Source organism: Bacillus sp. FSL M7-1020 (assembly GCF_038050415.1).
Taxonomy (GTDB): Bacteria; Bacillota; Bacilli; order Bacillales; family Bacillaceae_G; genus Bacillus_A; species Bacillus_A toyonensis.
Genome location: NZ_JBBOTW010000001.1, coordinates 1781818 through 1808327, shown reverse-complemented (window position 1 = coordinate 1808327; position 26510 = coordinate 1781818). Strand labels below are relative to the sequence as shown.

Sequence of the window (26510 nt, the reverse complement as noted above, 5' to 3'; positions counted from 1 at the left end):
GCAAATCCCCCCTTAAATAGTTGGCACTTTAATTCTAGTAGCAAAACGATTTTCAACAAAATACCCTTCAAATGGATTTAATTTTGTACTACTTAAATCTTTATTAGATACATCGAAGACCATTTGGCCTGATGATTTTCTAAGTAAAATAACATGAGATTGCGTTTTTATTGTTTTTGAAACTAAGTCGTATCGACTGTCAATTGAATCAACATCACAGCCAATTACGAAGTGGATGCCCATAAATGCACCATTTGTTATTAATTCCGCCAAACTATATATATCGCTATCTTCTAAATTACTTAAAATATCATTTACATCTGCGATTACGATTACAATCGGCTTAAATTTCTTAATAAATTCTGCCGGGTTCACTGTTTCACTTGATGCTTCCTGCTCCTCTTTAAACGCCGCTTCTCTCGATTTATAAGCATTTGTAACTTGTTTAATCGTTTTCTCAATTCCTGTTTTTTCAGCTACATATAAAGCAGAGCTCTCTCTATAGTTTGAGAAATTGCGTGTTCTTGTATCAATTAAACCTAGGTCAAAGTGACCACTGTCTGCTAACTGTTGAAGGAATTGATGAACTACATTTTCAACTTCATCTTTCTTGATTCCCCCTACAACAATATTAGCCGCTTCCGTTAAATCTAATTCGAGAGGCGTAACGCTTTCTGTTTCTACACCAAATGTTAGTTTGCCTGCTTCAATAATTTTTCTTGTTTCTGGCCATGCAATGAATTCTTTGTATTCCAGAACTTCAGGTACCATAGGAATTGCTTTCGGTCTTTCTCCATCCCAGAAGGAATCCATCTCTTTTCCTTCAGCTTGTATATTTTCAATTCGAGTAAGGACATCTTCTCCATTTGTCGGTAAAGCTGTTTGGAAGATTGTTGGTTCGTCAATTTTAACTAAACCACGGCCTGCTAATTCTTCAATTTTTAACTCTGTTCTTCCTACAATAGCTCTAGATTCTGCCTCATCTATCATATATAGAGCAATTTGTAGTTTAATATTTGTATTTACTTGTACTCTCAATGCATTTTGACGTGTAGCCGTAAGCATTAAATGAATTCCTACTGCTGCCCCTTCACGTACAATTTGTGCAACAATGCGTTCAAAGTCTTCGACAAATCCAGCTTCTCTAACAGCATCATAGTTATCTAACGTAATTAATACTGTTGGTAATACTTCCTTACTAGCTCTCTCATACATTTCAAGACTCGCAACGCCATATTTACTTAGCAATTGCTTTCTATCTTTTAATAGATCTTCTATGCGGCGAAGAAACTTCTCGCATTTTTCAACTTGGTCTAATGTAATGATGTCCGCCACATGCGGTAAAGATTTTAATGGCATTAAGCCATTTGTTCCGAAGTCTAATAAATACACATGCAAATGCTCCGGACTATGCTGACGAGCTACATCCATAATGACTGATTGTAAGAATGTTGATTTTCCGTAGCCTGGGCTTGAAAAGAACGCTACGTGTCCGTCTTTACTAATATCTAGTGTTAATGGTGTTTGTGATTGTAATTCAGGCTGATCTAGTAGACCAACTGTTGCTTTTAATGGTTTCTTTTCTTTCGTCCATGCTTCTTTGAACTGAATAGCGTGTAAGTCTTGTAAATATACGCTTTCTGGAAGTGGTGGTAACCACGGTCTAGCTAACGCTTCAATTTCATTTATTTCTGCGTAATCGTGAATGTAGCCAATAACAGCATCAAGTTCAGATGGTACGCTTATTACTTCTTTACTACTACCAAGTCCACTTAAGTCTTCACTTAATATTTCATATTGTCCTAGATCATTTATTGCATATATTGTTGCGTCTAAATGCTCTTTATCCTCTTTATTTTCTACATAGTCTGCCCCACTCCAAGCTGATTGGAATAGTTCATAAATTTCATTATTCCCAACTTGTAAGTAAGCACGCCCTGGTAATGTAATTTCAGCAGCATCCGGCGTTTTTAAAATTTCATTACTATCTGACGTATTTTGAACTTTTAGTGCTAGTTTGAATTTCGAGTTACTCCAAATTTGATCATCTACAACACCACTCGGTTTTTGCGTAGCTAATATTAAATGGATTCCGAGTGAACGACCGATACGCGCTGTTGAAACTAACTCTTTCATAAATTCTGGTTGTTCTGACTTCAGTTCCGCGAATTCATCACTAATTAAAAATAGATGCGGCATCGGTTCACTTACTAAGCCTTCTTTATACAGTTTTTGATACTGATTAATATGGTTTACATCATTTTCCCCAAATAAGCGTTGTCTTTTTTGCAATTCAGCTTTAATTGATGCGAGCGCTCTCATACTTTGTGCTCCATCTAAGTTCGTAATTGTTCCTAATAAATGCGGTAAGTTTTTGAATAAATTCGCCATTCCGCCGCCTTTATAGTCAATTAGTAAAAAGGCTACTTCGTACGGGTGGAAATTGACTGCTAGAGATAAAATATACGATTGTATAATTTCCGATTTACCTGAACCTGTTGTACCTGCTATTAATCCGTGTGGTCCGTGTGCTTTTTCGTGTAAGTTTAAGTTTACGATATCTTCTTTACCACGTAATCCAAGTGGTACAGCTAAAGATTTATGCGCTGCATTTTTCTCCCAACGACTTGTGATATTCAGTTCTTTTACTTTTTCAACGCCGTACATTTCTAAAAATGTTACGCTTTCTGGAATACTATTTTTTAAGTTTTGCAAATGATTTAACGGTGCTAATGCTCGTGAAACATCTTCTAAATTGAAACCTTTCGGTACGTGATTTAGTTTAAATTGACGGTTAACAAGCTCTCCTTGTTCTAATATGATGTTTCCTTGCTTTGCATCTCTTATATCTATTACCGTTTTCACGTGTTCCGGTAAACTTTGCATAACATCTTGTACGAAAACAAGTGATACACCTAATTGACTCGGATCATCATTAAAGAATTCCATAACAACATGGTCTAGTATTAGTTTTTCATCTGTAATGAGAACGACATAGTGCGGTGCAAAATACATTTTTTCATTAGTTGAACTCTTTTCGTCTAGTTTTAATTTTCGTTCTTTCAATATTTGATATAAACTATTTAACACTTGATCACGACTACGATCATGATATACAAATCCACGTACATTTATATCGCGAACACTTCCATGAGGTAACCAGCGCATCCAATCCCATTTTTCTTTTTCTTCTTCAGGAAAAATAGTAATAAACTGCAAGTCATAATAACTATGGAATAGCGCCGTTTGTGCAACTAATAATTGTAATTGCTCTAACACTAAAGAGCGTTGGCCAATATAACCGACTGGTCCATTCATTAAATCTGTTACAACTGGTACATCTTCCAATGAAAGATAACGTTGTCTTAGTTCACGTGCTATATCAATTAATTCATCTTTCGTTTGACTAAATTCTTCTTCATTAAACTGAATTTCAAAACTCGTATTAGCTTGCCCTGTACCAACGCTAAATGTTAAGAAATCATGATGTTGCATTGTTTTTTCATAAATACGTGGATTTACTTGAACAGCCATATTACGTATAACCTCAACATTTGGATTATGATAATGTAATGCATGACGCTGTTTTTCACTTTCTGCATGTAAATCTTTCGTTTTTTGTTTTATATACGCTCTATAACTTTTATCACGTTCAACAATGTCAATTTTATATTGCTTTAAATTTTTTATATAAGATGTGACAGAAACAATGATCGTTACTAATGTCATTGCAATGGATGCGATAATAAACATTCCATATTTCATAAAGATAGCAAGTAATACTGTTACGACAATCATGACAAGAGCAGGTGCAATAATTCTCGCCAAATGCTCAGTCGGTTTTGACGGCATGCTTGAAGGTTTTGCAATTGTCATTTTCTCTTCTGGTTCACGGTAAATAATACGTGGTGAACGATGATAGTCTGGATAACCACTTTGATAATTCGTTTCTGATTCTACTAAAATAGGTAACGTAGATTTCACTTTATCTTCTGAAGACAATACTTGAATATCTTCACTGCCTATCTCCACTAAAACGCCATCAAAATATAATTGGTCTCCTGCTTCTAACATAGCGCTATCTTTTAGCCTTGTATAATTATGAAATACTTCCCCGTCGTATACGTTCACTTTAAATGAATCGTACAGCGTTTCACGAGATAGCATTATATCTACACTACTACCGGTAATAGAAATATCATCATAACTGTTTTGACTGAATGTAAGAGAATGCTTTGTTCCGATATCAAACACTTTAGTTGTGCCAATAATAGATATAAAGATTTTCAAGCTCACATCTTTCGTTTTTCCAATCTCAAATTCCTTATTGAATTCTATTAATTGATCCTGTATCATCCAAGCGTTTACTTCATTATTCCACTTTAACTCTACTTCTTGTTCTAAACTTGGATTCGTAATATCATTTGTCCACTCTTTTCCAATCGACACTATTGATTGCTCAGTTGGATGTAATGTGCACTTATATATTTTGTCTCCATAAGTCAATACTAATAGTTGCTCCATGCGTGTTCACTGCTCCTTTTTAACTGTCTCATCAAGTGCTTTCTTACTCTTTTTTCTCTGTGTCCGACAAATTTTTATCGCTAGATGTATTGCCATATTTCTTTTTATATTCATCTAATTGTTGTTCATATGTTTTTTTCTTTTGATCACGCTCTTCTCCTGACAAGTCCGGATTATTTTTCAACGCATCCATTTGTTGAAGAAGGCCGTACATAATAAGCTGCGGATCATCAAGGGTTTTAGCTAAATCTAATGATTTATCAAAATCACCTTTTCCGTTATACATCCAATAAAGCAAATACTTTTCATCACTTTTCAAACTAATGTTTTTCATAACCGCCTTCTTTTGATTTTCAGGCATTTTTTCAGCTGTAATGTATGCAAATGCTAACTCATATTTAGATGCAATTGGTAATGATTCAAATTCTTCTTCATTTAATTGCGTAATTACTTTGTCATAATCAGTTGCTATGAAATTCGCATTTGCTTCTAATAATTTATTTTGATAAGGAAATTTTATAAAAGTGAAATATATTAAAGGAGCAGCTAAAACAACTGTCGCCGCTATGAAGGAAAAAGCTAAATATTTAAATGATTTGTAGCTCTTTTTATGTACTAACTGCATATTGTTTTCTGTTTTTGTTTGTTCCTTCTCAAAGCTGTCATCAAGAAATTGCAGTAATGCATCTATGCTTTCCATTTGAGAAACTGTCTGTTCAAATGTTGTTTCTTTTGCATCTTTTAGTAACCCAGCATACAAATCATCAAAATTGTGCTTTTGGGAGAATAAAGCGATAATTAGACACTTATATTGTGTTAAAAATTGCTCTTCTAACAACGGGGTTGGTGGAACAATATCTCGAATTCCTCTATGTATAATACTTGGCATTAAATTAGCATTAAAAACTATATTGTCTGGATGTAAAAAGAACGTGATTCTTTTATTTAAATATTTACGAAACTGCGCAACATTTCGAAGCAGTCTTAATTTCTCATTTCTTCCCAAACGGCTAAGATCGTCCCACTTATATAACTTTTTATCCACTTGAAATATAAAAGTAAACATATCATCCGTTTCTTCTATCGTTAATGGTACAAACTCAGATGATGCGCCCGTAATTATATCGAATTGACGGAAGTCTTTTATACGTGTTTGAGATTTTGTCATCTCCAATTTCCAATTTTCCTTTTCTATTTGAAATTGATAGTTCATTGCATCAATTTGAATTGTTTTTTCCGTCATTTTTATCCTCTTCTCCTTTTCTTTATAACCCGTAATAACTTATTTTCAAATAACTATAAGCAAAAAGTATTCTTTATAAAACTTGTAAAATATCTCCATTTGTTATTTGGTGATCGATTAAACGATCATTATCTGTTAAAACAATTGACTTATTTTTCACTTTCATTACAAAATGTGAACCTTCATGATTATCCACATTTAGCGTATCTAATAAATTTTTCAATAAATATTTAATAGATTGATGATTCGGAATACGTAAATCATATGTATTTCCATTCCATTTACTAAAATCTACCGTTACATTAATATGTGTTTGTATCGCCATTACTTTACCTCCAACTTTTGCGAAGAACCGTATAAATACCGATGCAAATAAGTACAATGCCACCACCAAATAATAATATGATTGTTGTACCAATTGGCTTTTCGTTCATTGTTTCATTACTCGCTACTTCATCTGCACTTTTTCTCACAACGTATTCACTGCTAAACAAACTATTTTTCATATCTTTCACACTATTATTTTCTTTTTGTTTTATAAAAAGAGAATCTCGTAAAGCTTCCATATCTTTTTGTTCTTTCTTTTTCTTTTTCTGAATTTCTTCTTCTATGTCTTTGCTAAATAACTCAATTGATGCTTTATCTAATTCTGTTTCCTTATGTTCTTCTTTATTTTTTTCTTGGTCGCTTTCTTCAATTCGATCCACTTTAAACTTAATCTTCCCATCATCACCAAGATAACTGTCCGCCGCGCTCCTTATCGGTAGCGCGACAAACAGTAAAAGGATAGAGAGAAATGATAACTTAGCCACTATGCTCCATTGTTTGATCATTTACTTCTTTTTCCTCCCATTTCTTATGCCATACAAATAGATTACTAACTAACCCTATAATGGCAATTACAAACAATACGATAAAAATAACTTTCCCCGTATCTTTACCGCTAATAAAATCATTTAGAAAACTTTCTATATACTGAAGCGGTGAAAATTGACGTACCTTTCCAACTGACGACATTTGATCTACTTTACTTCCAACTGCTTCAGTTAAAAATAGGTACATACTTAAAAATACTAATAGGATAAACATCCCTACCATTTTTATTTGTCGCAATAAGTATGTTGAAACCAATACAAACGCCATCATAATGATTGTGATAAACGCAATCCATAGTAAACTTTGATCCTGACCAAACTGTAAAAGACGTCCAGAAATGATACCTATACTAATTCCTTCCACAATTGATATACCGAATGCTACTACTGTAGTTGGTACATTCATATCAATTAATGAGAATTTCTCTTCAAAATGATCTGATTGCGTTCGTTTCTTTTCTTGATTCGCAATTGCGTATGCTGTAAATAACGCAACAATAAAACAAGTTAATACGATTAAATATGGTGTAAAAGCATTACCAGCTACAATGACTCCATCATTTTGTTTTTGAACTGGGCTAGATAAAAATTGATATAACATTTCATTTTGGCGATCACCAATTCGGCTATTCGCCAAAATTTTAGTAAAGTTTTTGGAGAATGTTTTATCATCTTCCATTTTCTTTGTAAAGTCATTTAATAATGAATCAGCTTTTGAAACAATTGTCGTTCCGCTGTCTTGAATTTCTTTTGCTTGTCCATTAATTTGATCAAATGTTTTATAAACATCGTCTGAAGTTGCTAAACTATGCTTCGAACTCTCGACCAATGACTGACTTTGTGACATTAATGATTTAATACCAGAATCTAACGATAAAACGGCTGTTTGCTCACCAGTATTATTTGTTGTTAGCACTTGCTGTTCTTCAACTAGCTTTAAGCTACTCTCACGCCATTTCGCTAAACCTTTTAAATATTCCCCTAAATTTTCATTCATACTAGTTGCTTGTTGCGTCGTTACATTTAATTTCTCTGCTAGTAACATTGAATTTTGATCCGCACTAGTAATGAATTGTTGATAAGAGTCTATTTTTTGCTTTAAACCTGTCATATCTTGCTTAACTTCTGCCGTAATACCTGATGAAACTAGGTTTGAAATTAAATCAATTAAGCTTTGTTTATTTAATACGTAGTACAAAGATTGTTCAGTTGCAATTGCATCTAAACTTCCCTCTTCTAGCTTAGGACCTACATCTTGCGTTCTTAAATCAATCCCATAATACATTTCGTATAAACTAATTAAACTTTGATAACTTTCAACTGTATCTACTGCTTCTTTTATTAATACACTAGATATATTTTTTGTTAATTCTTCTGATTTTTGATGTACAACTTGATTCGTTGTACTTTCAATAACTTTACCGTTATCTGTTCCCGGTTCGCCTCCTGGATTTCCTCCGGTTCCGTTATCTGTCCCCGTTCCGCCTCCTGGGTTTCCTCCGGTTCCGTTATCTGTTCCCGGTTCGCCTCCTGGATTTCCTCCGGTTCCGTTATCTGTCCCCGTTCCGCCTCCTGGGTTTCCTCCGGTTCCGTTGTCTGTCCCCGTTCCGCCTCCTGGGTTTCCTCCAGTTCCGTTATCTGTTCCCGTTCCGCCTCCTGGGTTTCCTCCAGTTCCGTTATCTGTTCCCGTTCCGCCTCCTGGGTTTCCTCCGGTTCCGTTGTCTGTTCCCGTTCCGCCTCCTGGGTTTCCTCCAGTTCCGTTATCTGTTCCCGTTCCGCCTCCTGGGTTTCCTCCAGTTCCGTTACCTGTTCCCGTTCCGTCTCCTGGGCTTCCTCCGGTTCCGTTATCTTTCCCGGTTCCGTTATCTTTCCCTGTTCCGTTATCTTTCCCTGTTCCGCCTCCTGGGTTTCCTCCATTATTCCCTGTTGTGTTTTCCATTTTTTTGATAATAGGCTTTTTAGCATTGTGTACTAACGGCATTATGCCATACTGTGATTTATGAACCACATTTTCCACCTTGCTGTTTTCAGTTTGTGTTCCTTTATCTTCTTTTTCAGGACTAGTTTCTTTTTTATGAGTCCCACTCAATTCCCACTGCCACATTACAGGAGAGAAAACATCTATATTGATGTTTGGATCTTTTAACTTCACATGCAAGCTAATCTTTATATCCCCTTCATTACGAGGAGCTATTGTAATTTCTCCTGCTTCGCTTTGAAGAAAATCACTTGTACGATCCTCACCATCAATATGTAAGAATCCTGTACTTCCATCTAGTTCAAATTCTTCTGGAATCTTTATCTTCAAAATTTGCGGAGATTCCATTTTAATTCCTTTAGCAGTATCACTAAATGTAGTTCCATCCTTATAAAGACTATCCTTCACTTCTTTAATGGCGTTTCCTAAAGATATTTTATTTACAGGATCATAATAAAAATTATTTTCTTTATTATATTTTTTTGTAAATTGAATTACATTTTGCATTTGTAATTTCGTTGCATCTGGCAAATCACTTTGAACGATTTCTTCCATGTTTAAACTAGGTAATTTCACAATTAAATTTTCGATTTGTTTCTTTATTCGATCGTCTGGTTGTTTCATTAACGTATTTATAAAGATTTCTTTTTTTCCATCGTTCGACATAGATTGCTTTAACTTTTTAATTACCGTCTCTTGAATATCACTTTCTAGCTTTCCTGCAAGTTCTGTATCATATTCTGACACTTGTTTTTTTACATCTGTTAAATGTTTTTGAATTGCTGAAGCATCAGCTAAAATATTAGGTTCTTTCTCTGAAAGCGTAAATTGATTTGTAATCACTTTATTGGCAGATTCCAAAGCACTTAACTGCTTTAAAACATCGCCTGTATTCATTTCACTCATGTATTGATTAAATTGACTCGTAAAATTATTCGCTAACAGATTATTATCAGATTGCATTTTTTGGAAGTTATTAAACCCTTCTAAGTAAGTATTGTTAGATTTATTCCCTTCATCTAACACTTGACCGAAACCTTTTAATACATCCTGAAATCCTTTAAAACTATTAACAGAAACCCCAGTATAATCTTGCACTGTTTTAAATTGATTTGTGTAATTTGCTAAAGGACTATGTACATCTTTTTTGTACATAGTTGTTTGAACGTTTCCTTTTTCAATTATTTTCCCTATATTATCTTGTGCACCTTGCAACTTACCGATAATACTTGCAAAATAAACGTCGATGATTTGCTTATTGAAATCTTCTAAAATTGTAGACGCCGTATTCTCAGCCTCAGCTTTCAAATCGTTATTCCCAGTTGCATTTACTTTGTAGTTTAACGTTAATTTCTCTGGTAGTTCTGAATCAATCGCAACTGCTTTCCTAGAAAAATCGTTTGGTATAACAATCATCATGTTGTAATTATTATTTTTCAAACCATTTTCTGCTACTCCACGACTAACTACGTACCATTCTTGTTTCGTATTTTTATTTACATTTTTAACAAATTGATCTCCAAACGCTATTTTATTGCCCTCGAATACAGTGCCCTGATCTTCATTTACCAACGCAACTGTCATTTTTTGTGTAGTATTCTCATTAGCTTTCTTAACATTTTGATTTAATGCTAAATAGGAGACCCCTGTTGATAGTACAAGAGCTAAAATAATAAACAACAAGATGCTCCATCTGAACTTTTTCACTACTTATCACTCCTGCGACCGCGAGTCTATTAATTGAAAGACTTCGTATCTTACTCTAGTTTTAAAGTAATTTAGCCATACAACGTATGGTTGCATGGCTAAATTATATATTTCTTTTTATCTGTCTTATTGTAGACCGAAATTACGAGAAAGATCTTCGTCATGTCTAGCAACAGCCTCTGCAGTTTTATTAAGCTGCATATTAATTTCTTGTAATAGCTGTGCGAAGTTTTGTACTTTTGGTTTTAATTGATTGAACTGTTGATCAAAGCCTTCAAAAGCACGACCTTCCCATTCTCCTCTTAATTCATTTTGTAAGTTTTGTAGCTGACGTAAGATGTCCTCAATTTGATTTGCACCTTGTCCATATCGAGTCGCTTTTGATTTAAGCTCCTCTGGTGACATACGAATTTGTCCTGCCATTATTAAATCCCCCTTAAAATTTAAAAATAGTAAAATTAACCAATAATCAATTCTACAAATTGATTATATCAATAATTTAAAAATTTCTAAACAAAAAAATGATATTTTTCCAAAATTTCTCTTTTACTATAATAACGATATATTGTATAATATAAATTTTCTATTTTTTAAGAAACTACTATTACTTGAAAATAAAAATCAATTAAACAAATTCTACAAATGTTATTCTTAACAATAGAAAAAAAGATTACCTAACATGAATGCGTATATTTCCCATTAAAAAGTTTGATTAAAACTCTATTGGAATTCTTTAATTAAAAGAAATACAGCCTCGCAATTTTTCTCACTTCAAAGTCATAATTACCTGTCTTTCAACAAACCCAAGTTCTTCGTACATCTCTTTCGCAAAATTCCCAGCAAATACATTTAATCGAATTTCTGAATATTTCTCCTTCAATTCCTTAATACCGGCCTCCATCAGTTCTCGTGATATCCCTCTCCCTCGATACTCTGGAAAAACGTATAGCTCATATATAAATCCAAGTTTTTCACGAGAAAAATAGTCAGTATTTTCCCCTATTAATATCCACCCTAATATTTTATGTTCTTCTTTAATGACTAAATAACATGCTCCCTTTTCTACTATTGGTTTTGTAATTTCAATCGCTTTCTCTGTACTTAATTGGCAATTCCCTCTCGTCCCTTCAAAAAGCGATTGGGCTGCATATTTTAATATTTTACTTGTATCTTCTTGATTCGCCTTTATTATCATTTTTCACAACCCCCATCCTTAATAGGCATTACTATCGATTGTTCAAGATTCTCCGCTTCCATAATAATTGCCAGTAATCCATGTTCTGTACTCGTCTCATGAAACTCTCCTTTCTCCCAAAACACAGCTTGTCCAGCTCTTATCTTTACTTTTTCTTTATCTGCCCCACACACATATCCTTCTCCGTCCATAATAAGAAGCAGCTGTGATACAACTGCTTCATGATATCCAATTATTCCATTCTCTTGTAAATGCATAGCACCGATATGTACATTCCCTTGGTGGTTTACTATTTTCGACATTATGAAATTAGATTGAAATACTGATATGCGCTTTCCCGCTTTTTCACTAAAATCAAAAATCTTCACTTCTAGTCCTCCTTATATGTATAAAACCATCCTTACTGTCTGCATCAAATGTCCTTCAAAGTCTTCTTCAAATTGCTCTAATTCAGCAAAACCTTTCGCTTCATAAAAATGTTTACCTTTTTCATTTGCTGCTTCTACATGAATGTATAGTTTCCGAATTCCTTTTAATACCGTTATTCCTCTTTGTAATAAAGCACTTCCTATCCCTTTCCCTTGCTGATCTGGTAACAAATAAATCGCACCTAATTCTGCTTCGTTTTGCAATCTAACTGGTGAAAAATTAGCAAATCCTATTACTTCTCCCTCTTCCTCCGCAACGAATAAATGTGTATTTTTAAGACGATATTTCATTTTTTCATCAGAATATGCCTCGTCTAAAAAACTGTCTTGAATCTTTCTCGGAATAATGCCTTCATATGTATCATGCCAAGCTACTTTCGCTACTGTTTGTACAGCATGAATATCTTCTTGCTTCATTTCTCTAATTACATATGTCATCTCGATGTCTCCATTCTCTTTAAATTATATTCTGCTACTATACTAGAAGAAACGGCAGAACCATTTTCATAATTTACCTTAATTAATTTTAACTTTTCAATCGAAGCTGTTTTAACATCAAAATTCCCATATATATACTCCATTGCGCTTAAAAACTGAGTCGAGTTCAAATGATTCGCTATCGTACAATGCGGAACCCATTTGCCCGGTACATAATATGAATTTGGATTATTATGAAAAGCTTGGAAATGATCATGATAAGAATGATGAAGTGTTAACAATTCATCGGTAATAGTCGGCGCTAGAAAAATCGTTCCGTTTGTAGGAAAAGTTCCAACAGAAGAAAAAGTCACTGCAGCCATTTTCTCTTGAATAGCTACAAACTCCTCTAATTTCTTAGTATATAAATTAACATCTAACTCCTTATAGTCCGCAAGTGTGATATGCGGTTCTACTCCCGCTAATTGATTTGACTCTATTATATTCGTTAGTTCATTTTGCAATTCTATAATCTTATTAATAAACACACTATCAAATGTTGCAATAATAGCGTACATGCTTCCTCACCCCTTCGTTACATATATCGCTTCCCATTCTTCACGAATCATTCCCATTCGAATAGAATCATAGTATGTTCCGTTATAATATCGGCATTTGCGCATTCTACCTTCTAAAGTCATTCCTATTTTCTCAGCTACTTTCATCATTCGTTCATTACCAGACCACGTCGTGAGCCCTACTCTACCAATCTCCATCTTTTCAAATAATAAATCTCGATATAATGTTAATGCTTCTGTACCGTAGCCACCATTCCAGTATGTTGGATCATAAATAACAATTCCCATCTCCAACCAACGCGTCGGTTTATGTTCCCAATAAAATCCGACTGTACCTATAATTTGATCGTTATTTTCTATAATTAAATTTGATAGAGGTTCTTCTTGTAAACGAGTTAACATCTTTTCTTTATAAGGTGCGTATTCTTGCATTGAGTAAGGGAAATATGGCGCGTCCCACTTCTTCCATTCTGGATTTTCTTCTTTAAATACGAGGCTCCATAATGTTTTTATATCTGATTCTTCAATTGTACGAATTGTAACTTTGTTCCCCTTTTTTATAACGTTTTGCATAATTTCCTCCTACATTCCTCTTTATTTCATATATAATTATAATATTTTTTCAGAAAAATCAAAACAAAACTCTATAATATATTGTTTCATTTTGTTATTTGGCACTTAATATTTATGAAGAAAGTAGTCTTCTAACCTTTAATCTCACCATATTTCAGGAGGAATTTATTTTGGGAAAAGTTCAAGAGATATATCAACGATTCCAAGAAGATATGAAACGGAATCATACCGCTAAACGAAATGACTTTCAGCATTGTAAAGAATTCCTTCTGTTCACTCATATGTTATTAACTACGGAAGTATCCGAAATAAATGAAAAGTTTCGTACAAGCATTTACAAAACGGAATGCCAGAAGATAAATCCTCCATAATAGCTAAAGATGATATATGTGACCGTAACGCAGTTAATAAAAAACAGGAGGTTACATCCCTCCTATTTCAGCTCAATATTTTACTTTCCTTCTTATTTATCTCAAGTAGAATCCCTTTCTCTATCCAGCCTTCTACTCCATTTTTTTTAATTAAATCATACCCTGCGCAGCTACCATCAATGAGAGAAACAATATCCCCTTTTCTAACACCTATTTGCGCACAAGAAATATCGGTTTTCACTGTGTATTCACCTGACTCACGTTGCCTAATATATTCATTTTTCACATTGAGTAATTTATTCGTTTCCTTTTGCTTGCATATTGTGTAATCTCGCCTCTTCTCCACCGGCTCTATGTAATAATACGGATATGTAACCCCTCCCTGCATTGTTGCATCAGCATTAAATTCTGCTGTTGCTTCATAAATTGGAAAATAGTCTACATATGTATAAGAAAACGTATCACCTGTTAGTTTCCTCTGAATGATAAATGCGTTTAATTGTCCTGCTTCTTTAATCGCATTCCCGCCGTCAATTGCAATAATTTTTTTCTCCTTATCAATAACTGGATTGTTAGACGGGGCTTCTTCAGAATAGTTCACAACAGGCCAATGCCCAACAACTACATACTTATTAGCTCTATGCGATTTATTAAAAAACTCTGGCATTGCTATCGCATTTTTGCGCGCTGTTTCTTTCCAATCTACTCTATCTTCCAGTCCAGCATGTACAAAAATATAATCTTCTGTTTCAATCGCTGTTGGCAGCTTATTTAGCCAATTTATTTCTTTTGAAAAGTGACTTAACAGTACTTCCTTCACTTCCTGAATTGAAGTATCTTCCTGAATAGAAAAATGTAATTGTTCTAACCATTCATTAAAAATCGAATGCTTTCTCGTACATAAATAATTAATGAGACCTGGATTTTCATTTAGAAGAGCATCAACTAAAACTTCACAATTCCCTTCAACAACGTGAACATTTAAATTACTCTCTACAAGATCCATTACATAGTCTACTACGCCGATGCTATCGCTTCCTTTCTCACAAAGGTCTCCATTAATAATTAAATAATCTTCATTCTTAAAGTTAACTTTATGTAGTAATTCTTTTAAAAGGTTCAATTCTCCATGAATATCAGATATTATGATAACTCTAGCATTATTAGGGATAGATAGTTTCTTTATTTTCTCCAAGTATAAACGCTCCAATCATTTTCTTTATTTATACAAAATAAATTATAAACCTTTCTAAATGAAATAGGTTCTATAATATGTCATATAGAACCTATCTTTCTTTATAATTTTTTATAAAAAGAATAACTTACCTTATCATACCCTTCCCTTTCATAAAAACGATGAGCATCAATTCTAGGAAACGCTGATGTTAAGTCGATAGACTCACATCCATTTTCCTTTCCCCAGTTCTCTATATAAGAAAGTAATACATTCCCATATCCTTTTGAACGATGTGCTTCTGCTGTTACAAGGTCATATACGAAAACGTGCTTCTTATTATAAAAGTTCGTACAAATTGCTACACCGGCAAGGCCAACAACTTCATCATCTTCATTACGTAACGAAAATAGTTTATAATTTTCTTCTTTCATTTTTCGAAATAAAAAGCCTGCTTCCTCTTCGGAAAGCTGTGTTCGTAATTGCTGTAAAATAGGTAATACTTCATGTAATTGTGCTTCTGTTACTACTTCTTTAACATTCATTTGAACTCTCCCCTAACAATTTGTATAATTTTCTAAATGTTATATCATTATTATAGGGAGTATCTGCCCTTCACTTAAGTGACAGTTTAATTATTTTTTATAAGGCCAGTTTTAAAGGAGAGTTCTTACTATGGATTTTACTATCCCATTGCAATTAGAAAGCAATACACCTATTTACTTACAAATTTACGAATTTATAAAATATGAAATTATACAGGGAACTATTTCTGTTGGTACACGTCTTCCCTCACATAGAAACTTAGCGTCACAACTTAATATTAGCCGCATTACTGTTGAATCAGCTTATCAACAATTATTAGCTGAAGGTTATGTAGAAAGTAAACCGAAGCGTGGTATTTTTGTTGCAAATGTCGATATTGACGTTATCCCGAATAAAAAATTAAATATGGCAAAGGAAAAGAGCAGTTTAATAGAAGATCCGTTTGAATATGATTGTAGCCAAGGTCTTATTGATCAAACTGCTTTTCCGATTACAAACTGGAAAAGAGCGTTACAAGAAGCAATACTAAAGTACGAAAATGCGTTATTTGCTAAAGAAGACCCACAAGGTGAGTTCGTTCTTCGAGAACATATTTCAACATATTTATATCATGCGCGCGGTGTATATTCTTCACCTGATCAAATTGTGATTGGTGCCGGAACACAGCCACTTCTTTGGCTACTAATTCAACTGCTTGGTCCTACAAAAGAGTACGGCATTGAAAACCCTGGATTTCACCGTATACATGCAATTGTTAAAAGCTGCAATCAACAAATTCATCCCATTCCATTAGACGAAAAAGGGATTCGTATTTCTAACTTATACAATACAAATTCCAATGTCGCATACGTTACGCCATCACATCAATTTCCGCTTGGAATGATTATGCCTTTATCTAGAAGATTGGAATTGTTAAAATGGGCCAATGATCGCGATGGATATATTATTGAAGATGACTATGATGGGGAGTTCCGTTACGCAGGTAAACCAATTCCGTCTTTACAAAGTCTTGACTCAAATGAACGTGTTATTTATATGGGGACTTTCTCAAAATCTTTTTTACCTTCTTTACGAATGGGATATGTTGTTTTACCACCGCATCTTTTAAAAACGTATGAAGCGTTGCAAGGTATTTTTAAACAAACAGTCTCTACTACACAACAACTTGCTTTCGCTAATTTTATACAAAGTGGAAATTGGGAACGTCATATTAACCGCAGTCGTACGTTGTATAAAAGAAAACATCATACATTAGTAAAATTCATTGTGAAAGAAATGGGTACTAATGTTCAAATTCTTGGTGAACAATCAGGTCTTCATATTGTTCTACGTATCCATAACAATATGAATGAACAAGAACTTATTGAATCAGCTAAGAAACAAAGTATTAAGTTATATCCACTTTCTCCCTATGATTTTGTAAATGATTTACGCAAAGAATCTTACGTATTACTCGGTTTCGGTAGTATTCCCGAAAATAAAATTGAAACGGTAGTAAACTTATTGAATGAAGCTTGGTTTCCTAGTTAAAAGAGAATTTGCTAACGCTGAGTTTAACTCGTAATACAATAACAATTCAACAAAACAAAAAAGAAGATTGTCCAAAATAGCTTTTTGGACAATCTTCTTTTAGTTAATCACCTGATCGAGCGGTCCTTCCCGGACGCTTAACACCAGTTGTTTCTGTTGAATAAGAAGCTTCAATTATAGCAGTTGGATCTACAGAGAGAACGAGATCTTTCATTTTCGGATAAATGAAACGGTTTGTAATACAATAAATGATTCTCTTATGCTCTCCTAAAAAACCGCCTTCTCCATGTAGATACGTAACGGATAATTGCAATTCTTTCATAAGTAGATCGCCTATTTCTTTATTCTTACCAGAAATAATCATGACGCTCTTTCCTTGATTAATGCCATCTAATATGAAATCAATCATCTTCGTAACAATATAGAAAATTGCTAATGAGAACATCGCTTGTTCGATTGAAAATAAAATGGCCACAAAAATGAAAATAACTGCATTTACAGCAAGTAAAAATGTGCTAATTGGTACCTTAAAGTGTTTGTTCATCCAAACTGCTAACATTTCTGAGCCATCTATTGCTCCGCCCATTTTCACTACAATCCCTACACCAATTCCAAACAGTACGCCACCATAAAGTACAATTAATAGTTCAGAAGTTGTAATCGCTGGAAATGGTTTTAAATAAATCAATCCGAGTGTTGTAACGACATTCGCATACGATGTACGTATAAAAAATTTCTTCCCCATTACTTTTGCAGTAAATAGTAAAATAGGAATATTAAGTCCTAAAAACACGCCATACAGCGGTAATCCTGCAACTTTATTTGCCATAATAGCAATAGCCGTTACCCCGCCATCTACTAGTCCATTAGGCGCTAAAATAAGCTCTAGTGAACCCGCTACAATAATGGAGCCAATTGTTAATAATACGTATTCAAATACTCTCTTCATTCATTACCCCCAAAACTTATATATTTTCTTAGTATTATTTTAACGTAATCTTACTACTAATACAAAGATATCAGTTTATATACACAGAAGTTTCACCTTTACAGTGATTTTTATGTAATTGATTTAAAGCCTAATAGAAGAAACACACTTACATATTACAATAAGTGTGTTTTAAGCGTTTATTCTGCTATTCGCGAGCAGTAGACTCCCGTTTCAAATTTCAAGCTGAAACAAAGAGTCGGCTACCCAAAAACGCCCGATTCGTGTGAGCTAACAATCAGTTGTAGATGAACAAAGTCCACACTGATTAAAGTTTCACTTTATTTAAGCTTTAAATATGAATTCATTTTCATTTTAAATATTTCATCAACTGCTCTCTCATACCCACCACTATTTCGAAGTGACTTTCCAACTTTACGACTATTTTCCTTAAACGTTACATCATCCATTACTTCCTTTACAGTCTTACGTAACAATTCAGAAGTTAATTCTTTACGATTAAGCCTTATTCCAGCTCCTACTTCAGTCACTCGTTTCGCAACTAAAGGCTGATCTCCTGTTACCGGAATTACAACTAACGGGACACCGTAATATAACGCTTCACTCGAGCTGTTCATACCACCATGTGTCACGAATACATCAGCATGCTGTAATACTTCTAATTGCGGCACATAATTATACAACTTAAAGTTATTCGGAATATTTTCAAATTGACTTATATTCATTTTCTTACCAACAACTAATATGACTTTCGCTTCTACATCTTTAAACGCTTCAAAACATTTTTCATACAGGGCAGGTTGTTCATTAAAAACTGTTCCCATAGAAATAAAAATCACTTTTTCATCTTTTAAATCTTTAATAGGAAAACTGTTCTCTTCTTTTCGAGTAGCAATTGATGGACCGACAAATTTATACGATTCATCAAATACATCCGAATGTGGCTGATATTCTTTTGAAGTGTATACAATCGTAATATCGCCAGGATGATTCATAATATCATACAAACTATTACATTTCATTCCATACTGCTCTTTCCATCTTTCCATTCCCACTACACAAGATTGGTATAATGGATTGGTCTCATCTATTGGGCTCGATTCTTGCTCATCATTAAAAGTAATGTACTGATTAAAAGCAAAGGTTGTACAAGAAGAAACGCTTTGCAACTGTAGAATATTCGCTATAATACGTCCAACCGGAAAATGATTATCGTATATTAAGTAATCGTACTTTTCTCCTTTTGTTTCTTCTACAATTTTAGTAACAATACGTTCTGATGCTTCAATCATATGGGACAGCATCGTCAAAGGACTACCACCCTCATTAACTCGTTCCATAATATTAATTTGCGAAAGAAAATTCTCAAATGATCGAAATTCAGCGCCTGTTGCTTCAACCTTGTTTTTGTAATCTTCAATACAATATGATACAACTGTTTCCCCACGTCGAATTAACTCATTAACAACTGCTATCGTCGGATTAATATGACCTTCTCCAGGGAAATTTATTACGAGTACGTTCGCCATACCATTCTCTCCTTTCGATTCAACACACATTAATTAATACTTAATCATGTTAATTAATTTAAATCTATTATATAGGAATCTATTCTCCTTCTTCCTATCTTTCTCTTCATTTTATTATTGAGAAATATTGTCTAAAGCCCGCACTATTACGAGTACAGAACCTTATAAATAGGCACTTCATTCCCCTTTTACTTTTCATATCTCGTATCATACGAACTTTACATTCGAGCATTTTTCACGTTTATCATTCGAAAACATTATTTTGATAATTCATACAAAACTAGAAAAATATAATTTCCATGCTGATTTCTCACTATAAATTTATGTATGCTCTATATTGTCCCCTATCATGATCCACGGGGTACATATTCTGTTATATAATGAATTTATAGAATTTACAGAAAAATGAGGGAATTTCATGTTACAACAACTATTCACTTCACCTATTCTATCCATCCGAGCTTTACATCCAGGCTATGAAGATCATGCAAGTGACGTTTTTCTCATTCAAACAGCAGATGCAGAAGTTATCGTTCGTTCTTCTAAAATGAATGAAGAGCCAAATAATGATTTTTGGTGGGGATGCAAAAATCTCTTTGGAATTGATCCAAGGAACGTACATCATTTAGAAACGGTACATGCATTGCTGCAAAAACATACAAATCTTCCTATCCCAACAATTTTAGAAAAACATATTTTAGATGGCCGAGAATTCATTGTGGCTGAAAAATTAGTAGGTAATACAGTTCAATCTTTTATTGGGCAACCAGATTCTATTTTATTCAGCCTAGGAAAAGGACTAGCACAAATACATAAGTATTCAGCCCATTTCGTAGGAAATCCGTCACGTACACTCCAAGTTCCACTAGTGGAATTCCAGCCACACATTTTAAAAGCGAGTAAAGAACTTGTGAATAGGTTTTATTCCGATAACGAGAGCATATATAACGCATTTCATACTTTTGAGTCACAACTTTCTACCTTACCAACACCAAAGGAATCTACACTCGTCTTAATTGATATGGATCCTACTCAGTTTTTATCAGATGGTATAACTATTACTGGTTTAGTAGATACAGAAGCTTATGCAGTTGCCCCGCGAGAGTTTGATTTTATCGGATTAGAATATGTACTTTCAGAAAAAGAGGCTCATGCCTTTAAAAGTGGTTACGAAACAATTATGTCTATTCCTCATCTTGAGGAATGTAGACAGCCTTATCGTTATTTGTACCGACTGTTATCTGTTCAAGGTAGTGTGGAATTAAAGAAATGGTTAAGTTACCCATCCTATTTTTAAAAACGATTGCGAGGGATTATGAAATGAACATTGAAAAAAAGAAATCTTTAACAGCAAACGAAATTCAGCAAATGAAAGATTTAGCTCATATTTGCGGACAATACGATCAAATTGATTACTCATCAGATTTACATGTTAACTTTTTAACTGCTCGTAATAAAAAAGAAATCAATGATTTTCTATTTTTTGATGATACCCAATTAATTGGTGCATTAAGTATGTACGACTTTGAAAGACCGACTAAACTGGAGTTAATAGGATTCGTGCACCCAAACTATAGAAAACAACATATAGGCACTGCCCTTTTACAAACTGCCATGAACGAAATACAAAAAAGAGACATAGACGAAGCTCTTCTCATCATTAACGGAGATTCCTCATCTGGGAAAGCATTTGCAAATCAAATGAAATTACCTTATCTATACAGCGAGTATAATATGACGTGTAAATCAAATAAAAAACGAGAAACAATGAAGAATACTATTAAACTTTCCATCGCATCTTCAGAATTACTTCCTAATCTCATAGAAATCTCTAGTAAAGCTTTCGGGGATTCTGTAGCAAATACATCCACATGGTTGCAAAAAATGATGAAGTCACCTTCTCATCAAGTTTACGTTGCTCTTATGAATGAAAAATCAATTGGAACGATTACAGTTACTCACCAAGAGCGATCTACTACACTTTCAGGCTTCGCAGTCCATCCTTCTTATCAAGGTAAAGGATATGGTAAAGATATTCTAAGTTATATGGTACATACCCTCATTACAGAAGGAGTTTCAACGATTGAATTAGACGTCGAAACGAAAAATAACAATGCTTTACAGTTATATACACATTGTGGCTTTGAAATTATAATGAAGCATAATTATTATGACTTGTTCAAAAAACATCAATAGCCCAATTTTCATTTACGAAAAGTAAAGAAAAAACTGAATCATATCGATTCAGTTTTTTCTTAATATATTTACAACCGCAGTCGTTTCATTATTTTCTTTATAAACACGAGGAATTCTTCTGTCTAACATACATGTAACTTCATAATTAATTGTGCTCAACATATCCGCTACTTCTTCTACAGCAATTTCTTCTTCACCTTGTTTGCCGTAAAATACCACATCGTCCCCTACTTGTACTGGCATCGCTTTTGTAACGTCCAGCATAAGCTGATCCATACAAACACGACCAATAACCGGCACTCGAACTCCATTAATTAATGCATACCCTTTATTAGATAACTGGCGATTATAGCCATCAGCATAACCAATCGGCACAGTCGCAATCCATTCTTCACCCGTTGTTACATACGTATTTCCATAACTAACACCACGATTTTTCGTCGCATGTTTAACATGAGCTACTTTTGATTTTAATGACAATGCAGGCTGTAAGGAAACGACTGTATGATCCACTTCTTTCGAAGGATACATGCCGTAAACTCCAATACCAACGCGAACCATATTTTGAAATGTATTGCTTAGTTCCATTGACCCTGCACTATTTGAACTATGAATGTATGGTATTTGCATCCCTAATTCATTTGCTGTATTTACAGCTTTCTCAAATAAACTTGTTTGCATATTCGTATACGATTTATCAATTTCATCTGCCGTAGAGTAATGTGTAAACATCCCTACTACCTCTACATACTCCATACGGTTTAATTCTTCTAAAAATGGTTTAACTTCTTCTTCTTGCAAACCGATACGGCTCATTCCTGTATCGATTTTCACTTGAATACGTGCTTTATTTTGAAGACGTTGTGCAATTTCATTTATGCCTTGTAAATCTTCTATTCTATAGACTGTCATCATAACGTCATATTGAATTGCGGATTCCGCAGCTGCAACTGATGTATAACCCAATATTAAGATTGGTACAGTGATTCCAGCTTCTCTTAATTCGATCGCTTCATCGACAAATGCAACTGCAAGCTGGTTCACCCCTGCTTCAATCGCAGCTTTCGCAACTTCAACTGCCCCATGGCCATACCCATTCGCTTTTACAGCAGCCATCATTGCAATATTTTCATCGTTTACATGTTTTTTAAATTCTTTTACATTATGTTTTACAGCATTTAAGTCAACTTCAACAATTGTATCTCTTCCATATTTCAAACTCATTGGTCTAACTCCTAACTCAATAATTGCATTCCATTCTATTTCACGTTTCATATGACCTTTTACAATATAATACGTTTCACTATGCTAGTCAAACTACTAGAATTTTCGGAATTTTAAGTATGATATAATACCCTTAAGAATTAATTATATATGGAGATGAGGAGAATTACAATGTTTGTACAATCTGCGTTGCATCAACTAATAGTTGCTGTTGATACTTCTATCCAAATACTGAATCAATATAATGAAAGTGATTTGAAAATAACACCGATTGAATCAAAGCGGTCATTATTTGAAATGTGTACACATCTTTCCCTTATTTGCCATGCTGATTTACTCATCTTAAATGGTATTTCGGAAAAAGAATTACATACCTTTTATATAGAACAAACACCCGAAACAATTGCTCAAATGCAACAAATGATGATACAAGGGTACGATTTACTTTCTAAAACTTTTTTATCCTATTCCAATGAAGAATTAGCGGAAATTATGACTGCTTATTGGGATATTGCTTATTCTCGATTCGAATGGTTACTTGAAATCGTCGCTCACTTTTATCATCATCGCAGTCAAATTCACATTTTACTAGTTGAGCATGTTAAAGATCCTTGCATTCCTTTATTTGAATGAAAAGAGTGGAAACAAAGCCAATAAAGAGTATGACTCCTAATAAAATAAACGTCTGAGCATAGTTCCCTATTTTCATAAGATAAATAGAAATAATAGGTCCTATACTAGTTCCTAAAAATAAAACGAAAGTATAAATAGAAACCGCTATTCCCCTTGCTCTCCCTCCTAATTGGCCGACAAGAGAAACTAAAGATGGAACCGATATAGCAATACCTATTACGAAGCAGACGCTCATCATCACAAGTAACGGCAGTGTCGAAATAAATCCCATTGAACTTAGACTAAAAATAGCAACTAACAATCCTCCTTGAAGAACTTTCTTTACTTCGAACCTCTTTGTTAAACGACCTGCAAATGGTGATAGTAACATACCAAATAACCCTGCTAGGCGAAAATATAGAATTTGTTCTGCTGTTAAATTGTAAGTAGAAGAGCTCAAATAATTCCCTAAAACAGTATACATATTAACAAAAGCCATTAATAAAACAAACGCAACCATATAGCTCCATACTAAGCTTTTATGTGTAAAAACTTTCCCCATCTGTTTCATTGGCCCCAAAATATCCGTATAAGCTTGAGACGTTTCCCCTTTCGGAAGAGAATAATGAACCCATACAGCAGTAATGATATAGACAAAGCTAAGAAGAAAGAACACCATATGCCATCCAAAATGCTGACTAACAGCAGTACTTATTACTTGCCCTACAATTCCAGCTACTAAAAAACCGGTACTAACAAACCCTATGGTTGTAACTTTTTTCTCTACTGGAAACATTTCTACAACGTAAGCTAACGCCACTGGAGAAAATGTAGCTGCTGCTATTCCCTGTAACCCTCGAAGAATAATAAGCCAAAATAAGCTATCCACAAACCCTAAGAAAAAAGAAACAATCGACAGTGCAAGCAATCCAATAAAAATCACTTTTTTTCGCCCATATTTATCAGAGATTGCCCCAAATAACAAACAACCTATAGCAAAACCTACCGAAAATATACTGCCTGTAGCCGCAGATTGCGCTAATGAAACTTTAAAAATGTCTGAAAATAGAGCGATTAAAGGAATCGTCACATATAGGCTGGACATAACTACCATACCTGCCCAACATAACACCGCTGTCATTACTGTATAATTCCCCCCACTATTTACTTCTTTTGATATTTCCATCATAAAATCTCCCCCTTACATTGATTTTCCTCATCGATTGAAAACTTATAAAGTAAATGACTCAAAATAAAATCCCTTCAACACTCACTTAATTCGTTTACGTTAATAAATACATTATCGCCCTTTAAATTAGCTAAATATATAATAAGGTAACCTAATTATATGTTTAAATAAAAAAGTTGACTCTCACAATCAACTTATTTACCTACCTTCGCCTAATTTCATCTGCATAATTACTTGCATTTTATTTAATAGCTTCTCTAACACTTGACGCTCTTCTTGATTAAAGTCATTAACTAACGAAGCGCAAGATGACCAAAAAGTCGGTAAAGAATGTGTAACTAGTTCTTTTCCTTTCGGAGTAATTTTCACCTTTAATCTTCTTCGATCTTCAGAATGATGGAACCTTACGATTAACTCTCGTTTCTCCATCCAATCTAATAAGCCGGTGACAGAAGCACGTGTAATCCCTAATCGACTCGCTATATCCGACGGACTCATGTTCACTTCTTCTCCATTCGATTCCATTTCACGCAAAATAAATAACAATAAAAAATCTAATTTGCTTTCCGAAATACCAAGCGGAGCTAAATCTACGTCAACAGCATCAAGAACATTATCAGACGTCCATAACATTAACAAACCAAGTTTTGCTGCGATTGGATCTGTTTCCGCTGATGCTGTCTTTTTTATTAACTCTGCATATGGATCAATCCCTAAAGGAAGAGCACCTTTTTTTGAATCCATTCATTTTCACTCTCCTTCCCCCTATTTAATTAGCTTACCTAACTACTTTTATATTATACTCATTTCCTTCCTTTTATTGCAAGAGTATTGTTAGAAAAAAATTCTATTATGAAAACAGGATTTTTTTCACTGACTAATTATTTTTTCAAATGATCCTAAACTCTTTTAAAGCAAACGAAATGCCACCTTCACTTGATTTCTTTGTAACGAAATCAGCTTTTGTTTTTAACTCTTCTCCACCATTCCCCATCGCAATTCCTAAACCTACATACTGTAACATTTCAATATCATTTCCACCATCTCCGAATGCCATTGCTTCTGACTTACAAATATTTAAATGTTCCAATACCTTTTGGATTGCAGTTAGCTTCGATACTTTATTATCTTCCAGCACATTCATAACATAACCATGAAAACGTTCAAACGTAAGCATTGGATATCTTTCAAAAAATTTTTGAGCTTCCATTTCATCAGCATACAGACATATACAATACATCTCTTCTGATAAGTTTCTAACTTTATCAGGATACCGCTCTAAATTTAAAGTTTCGTTTAATGCTCGTATTACACGTTCATCTTTTGAGGCTATACCATTCATAGAAAATTCTTCTGTAAAGTAAGAAACACTATGACCATGTAATTCAGCGAAATTTGAAATATCATGAACAATTTCACTTGAAAGTATCGATTTATGAATAACTTCTTCCTTACACTTTATATGTCCACCATTTGCAGAAATAAATGTGTCTATGCCTAGTTCTTTAAATTGTGAGCATAAACTATATGGTCTCCCTGTTGTAACAACTACGTGAATCCCTTTATCTATTAACCTTCTTATCGCTTCTTTTGTACTTTCGTGCATACTTCTATCAATCTCACTTAAAAGCGTACCGTCAACATCGAAAAATACGACTTTATACATAAGTCT

At 34.0% G+C, this 26510-nt stretch carries 24 protein-coding genes; 5 read left to right on the top strand and 19 right to left on the bottom strand.

The genetic code is table 11. From position 1 onward, the window contains the following. Positions 1 to 12: 12 nt before the first annotated feature. The 11 genes from essC to MHB70_RS09245 form a co-directional block, all read right to left on the bottom strand. Positions 13 to 4524 (bottom strand): type VII secretion protein EssC, encoded by a 4512-nt coding sequence (gene essC, locus MHB70_RS09295; RefSeq protein WP_061529907.1) that lies wholly within the window; start codon positions 4522 to 4524, stop codon positions 13 to 15. Between the two features lie 43 nt (positions 4525 to 4567). After that, entirely contained in the window at positions 4568 to 5767 is a 1200-nt protein-coding gene (essB, locus tag MHB70_RS09290; protein WP_053446436.1) for a type VII secretion protein EssB, read from the bottom strand. A gap of 73 nt (positions 5768 to 5840) precedes the next feature. Beyond that, complete coding sequence (locus MHB70_RS09285) at positions 5841 to 6092, bottom strand: EsaB/YukD family protein (RefSeq protein ID WP_061529906.1); 252 nt, start codon at positions 6090 to 6092, stop codon at positions 5841 to 5843. A 4-nt stretch (positions 6093 to 6096) separates the two neighbouring features. Continuing rightward, positions 6097 to 6600 (bottom strand): type VII secretion protein EssA, encoded by a 504-nt coding sequence (essA, locus tag MHB70_RS09280; protein WP_000595649.1) that lies wholly within the window; start codon positions 6598 to 6600, stop codon positions 6097 to 6099. Further along, positions 6572 to 10327 carry a type VII secretion protein EsaA gene (gene esaA, locus MHB70_RS09275; RefSeq protein WP_341343684.1) on the bottom strand — a complete coding sequence of 1252 codons (3756 nt, stop codon included), beginning with the start codon at positions 10325 to 10327 and terminating at the stop codon, positions 6572 to 6574. Before esaA ends, essA begins: the two co-directional genes overlap by 29 nt. A 126-nt stretch (positions 10328 to 10453) precedes the next feature. After that, a complete protein-coding gene (locus MHB70_RS09270; RefSeq protein WP_000918601.1) occupies positions 10454 to 10750 on the bottom strand; it encodes a WXG100 family type VII secretion target in 297 nt (98 codons plus the stop codon). A gap of 343 nt (positions 10751 to 11093) precedes the next feature. Further along, a complete protein-coding gene (locus tag MHB70_RS09265) occupies positions 11094 to 11522 on the bottom strand; it encodes a GNAT family N-acetyltransferase (protein WP_053446438.1) in 429 nt (142 codons plus the stop codon). Continuing rightward, positions 11519 to 11890, bottom strand: a complete 372-nt coding sequence (locus tag MHB70_RS09260) for a cupin (RefSeq protein WP_000688064.1) — start codon at positions 11888 to 11890, stop codon at positions 11519 to 11521. Before MHB70_RS09260 ends, MHB70_RS09265 begins: the two co-directional genes overlap by 4 nt. A 12-nt stretch (positions 11891 to 11902) precedes the next feature. Continuing rightward, positions 11903 to 12388 carry a GNAT family N-acetyltransferase gene (locus MHB70_RS09255; protein ID WP_053446439.1) on the bottom strand — a complete coding sequence of 162 codons (486 nt, stop codon included), beginning with the start codon at positions 12386 to 12388 and terminating at the stop codon, positions 11903 to 11905. Next, on the bottom strand, positions 12385 to 12945 hold the full coding sequence (locus MHB70_RS09250) for a 2'-5' RNA ligase family protein (protein ID WP_000270900.1): 561 nt from the start codon (positions 12943 to 12945) through the stop codon (positions 12385 to 12387). Before MHB70_RS09250 ends, MHB70_RS09255 begins: the two co-directional genes overlap by 4 nt. Before the next feature lie 6 nt (positions 12946 to 12951). Next, positions 12952 to 13518, bottom strand: a complete 567-nt coding sequence (locus MHB70_RS09245) for a GNAT family N-acetyltransferase (protein WP_001181779.1) — start codon at positions 13516 to 13518, stop codon at positions 12952 to 12954. Between the two features lie 170 nt (positions 13519 to 13688). On the opposite strand from MHB70_RS09245, the gene MHB70_RS09240 reads away from it, so the two are divergent. Next, complete coding sequence (locus tag MHB70_RS09240; RefSeq protein WP_050569263.1) at positions 13689 to 13889, top strand: hypothetical protein; 201 nt, start codon at positions 13689 to 13691, stop codon at positions 13887 to 13889. 67 nt (positions 13890 to 13956) lie between these two features. Here the strand turns inward: MHB70_RS09240 and MHB70_RS09235 are convergent, their stop codons facing one another. Then, entirely contained in the window at positions 13957 to 15084 is a 1128-nt protein-coding gene (locus MHB70_RS09235) for a metallophosphoesterase (RefSeq protein WP_000411335.1), read from the bottom strand. Positions 15085 to 15185: 101 nt separating this feature from the next. Then, complete coding sequence (locus MHB70_RS09230; RefSeq protein WP_001101104.1) at positions 15186 to 15608, bottom strand: GNAT family N-acetyltransferase; 423 nt, start codon at positions 15606 to 15608, stop codon at positions 15186 to 15188. 130 nt (positions 15609 to 15738) lie between these two features. Here MHB70_RS09230 and pdxR point away from each other — a divergent pair, with 130 nt between their 5' ends. Next, positions 15739 to 17139, top strand: coding sequence for a MocR-like pyridoxine biosynthesis transcription factor PdxR (gene pdxR / locus MHB70_RS09225; RefSeq protein ID WP_000348006.1), 1401 nt, complete (start codon positions 15739 to 15741; stop codon positions 17137 to 17139). A 103-nt stretch (positions 17140 to 17242) separates the two neighbouring features. Here the strand turns inward: pdxR and MHB70_RS09220 are convergent, their stop codons facing one another. Further along, positions 17243 to 18088 carry a YitT family protein gene (locus MHB70_RS09220; protein ID WP_000831972.1) on the bottom strand — a complete coding sequence of 282 codons (846 nt, stop codon included), beginning with the start codon at positions 18086 to 18088 and terminating at the stop codon, positions 17243 to 17245. A 320-nt stretch (positions 18089 to 18408) separates the two neighbouring features. Next, entirely contained in the window at positions 18409 to 19617 is a 1209-nt protein-coding gene (locus tag MHB70_RS09215; RefSeq protein WP_061529904.1) for a macrolide family glycosyltransferase, read from the bottom strand. Between the two features lie 418 nt (positions 19618 to 20035). Here MHB70_RS09215 and MHB70_RS09210 point away from each other — a divergent pair, with 418 nt between their 5' ends. Together MHB70_RS09210 and MHB70_RS09205 are read left to right on the top strand one after the other, a co-directional pair. Continuing rightward, positions 20036 to 20914 (top strand): hypothetical protein, encoded by an 879-nt coding sequence (locus MHB70_RS09210; RefSeq protein ID WP_000941385.1) that lies wholly within the window; start codon positions 20036 to 20038, stop codon positions 20912 to 20914. 23 nt (positions 20915 to 20937) lie between these two features. Further along, on the top strand, positions 20938 to 21813 hold the full coding sequence (locus tag MHB70_RS09205; RefSeq protein WP_001019357.1) for a GNAT family N-acetyltransferase: 876 nt from the start codon (positions 20938 to 20940) through the stop codon (positions 21811 to 21813). Positions 21814 to 21861: 48 nt separating this feature from the next. On the opposite strand, the gene alr is transcribed toward MHB70_RS09205, so the two are convergent. Then, a complete protein-coding gene (gene alr, locus MHB70_RS09200; RefSeq protein WP_002093776.1) occupies positions 21862 to 23037 on the bottom strand; it encodes an alanine racemase in 1176 nt (391 codons plus the stop codon). A 171-nt stretch (positions 23038 to 23208) separates the two neighbouring features. Here alr and MHB70_RS09195 point away from each other — a divergent pair, with 171 nt between their 5' ends. Beyond that, on the top strand, positions 23209 to 23670 hold the full coding sequence (locus MHB70_RS09195) for a DinB family protein (protein WP_000497988.1): 462 nt from the start codon (positions 23209 to 23211) through the stop codon (positions 23668 to 23670). Here MHB70_RS09195 and MHB70_RS09190 read toward each other — a convergent pair. The 3 genes from MHB70_RS09190 to MHB70_RS09180 all read right to left on the bottom strand — a co-directional run bounded on the left by MHB70_RS09190 (position 23639) and on the right by MHB70_RS09180 (position 26504). Next, positions 23639 to 24835, bottom strand: a complete 1197-nt coding sequence (locus MHB70_RS09190; RefSeq protein ID WP_061529970.1) for an MFS transporter — start codon at positions 24833 to 24835, stop codon at positions 23639 to 23641. The genes MHB70_RS09195 and MHB70_RS09190 overlap by 32 nt on opposite strands. Positions 24836 to 25036: 201 nt before the next feature. Then, on the bottom strand, positions 25037 to 25582 hold the full coding sequence (locus MHB70_RS09185; RefSeq protein WP_000377478.1) for a MarR family winged helix-turn-helix transcriptional regulator: 546 nt from the start codon (positions 25580 to 25582) through the stop codon (positions 25037 to 25039). A 145-nt stretch (positions 25583 to 25727) separates the two neighbouring features. Beyond that, complete coding sequence (locus tag MHB70_RS09180; protein WP_061529903.1) at positions 25728 to 26504, bottom strand: Cof-type HAD-IIB family hydrolase; 777 nt, start codon at positions 26502 to 26504, stop codon at positions 25728 to 25730. Positions 26505 to 26510: the final 6 nt, after the last annotated feature.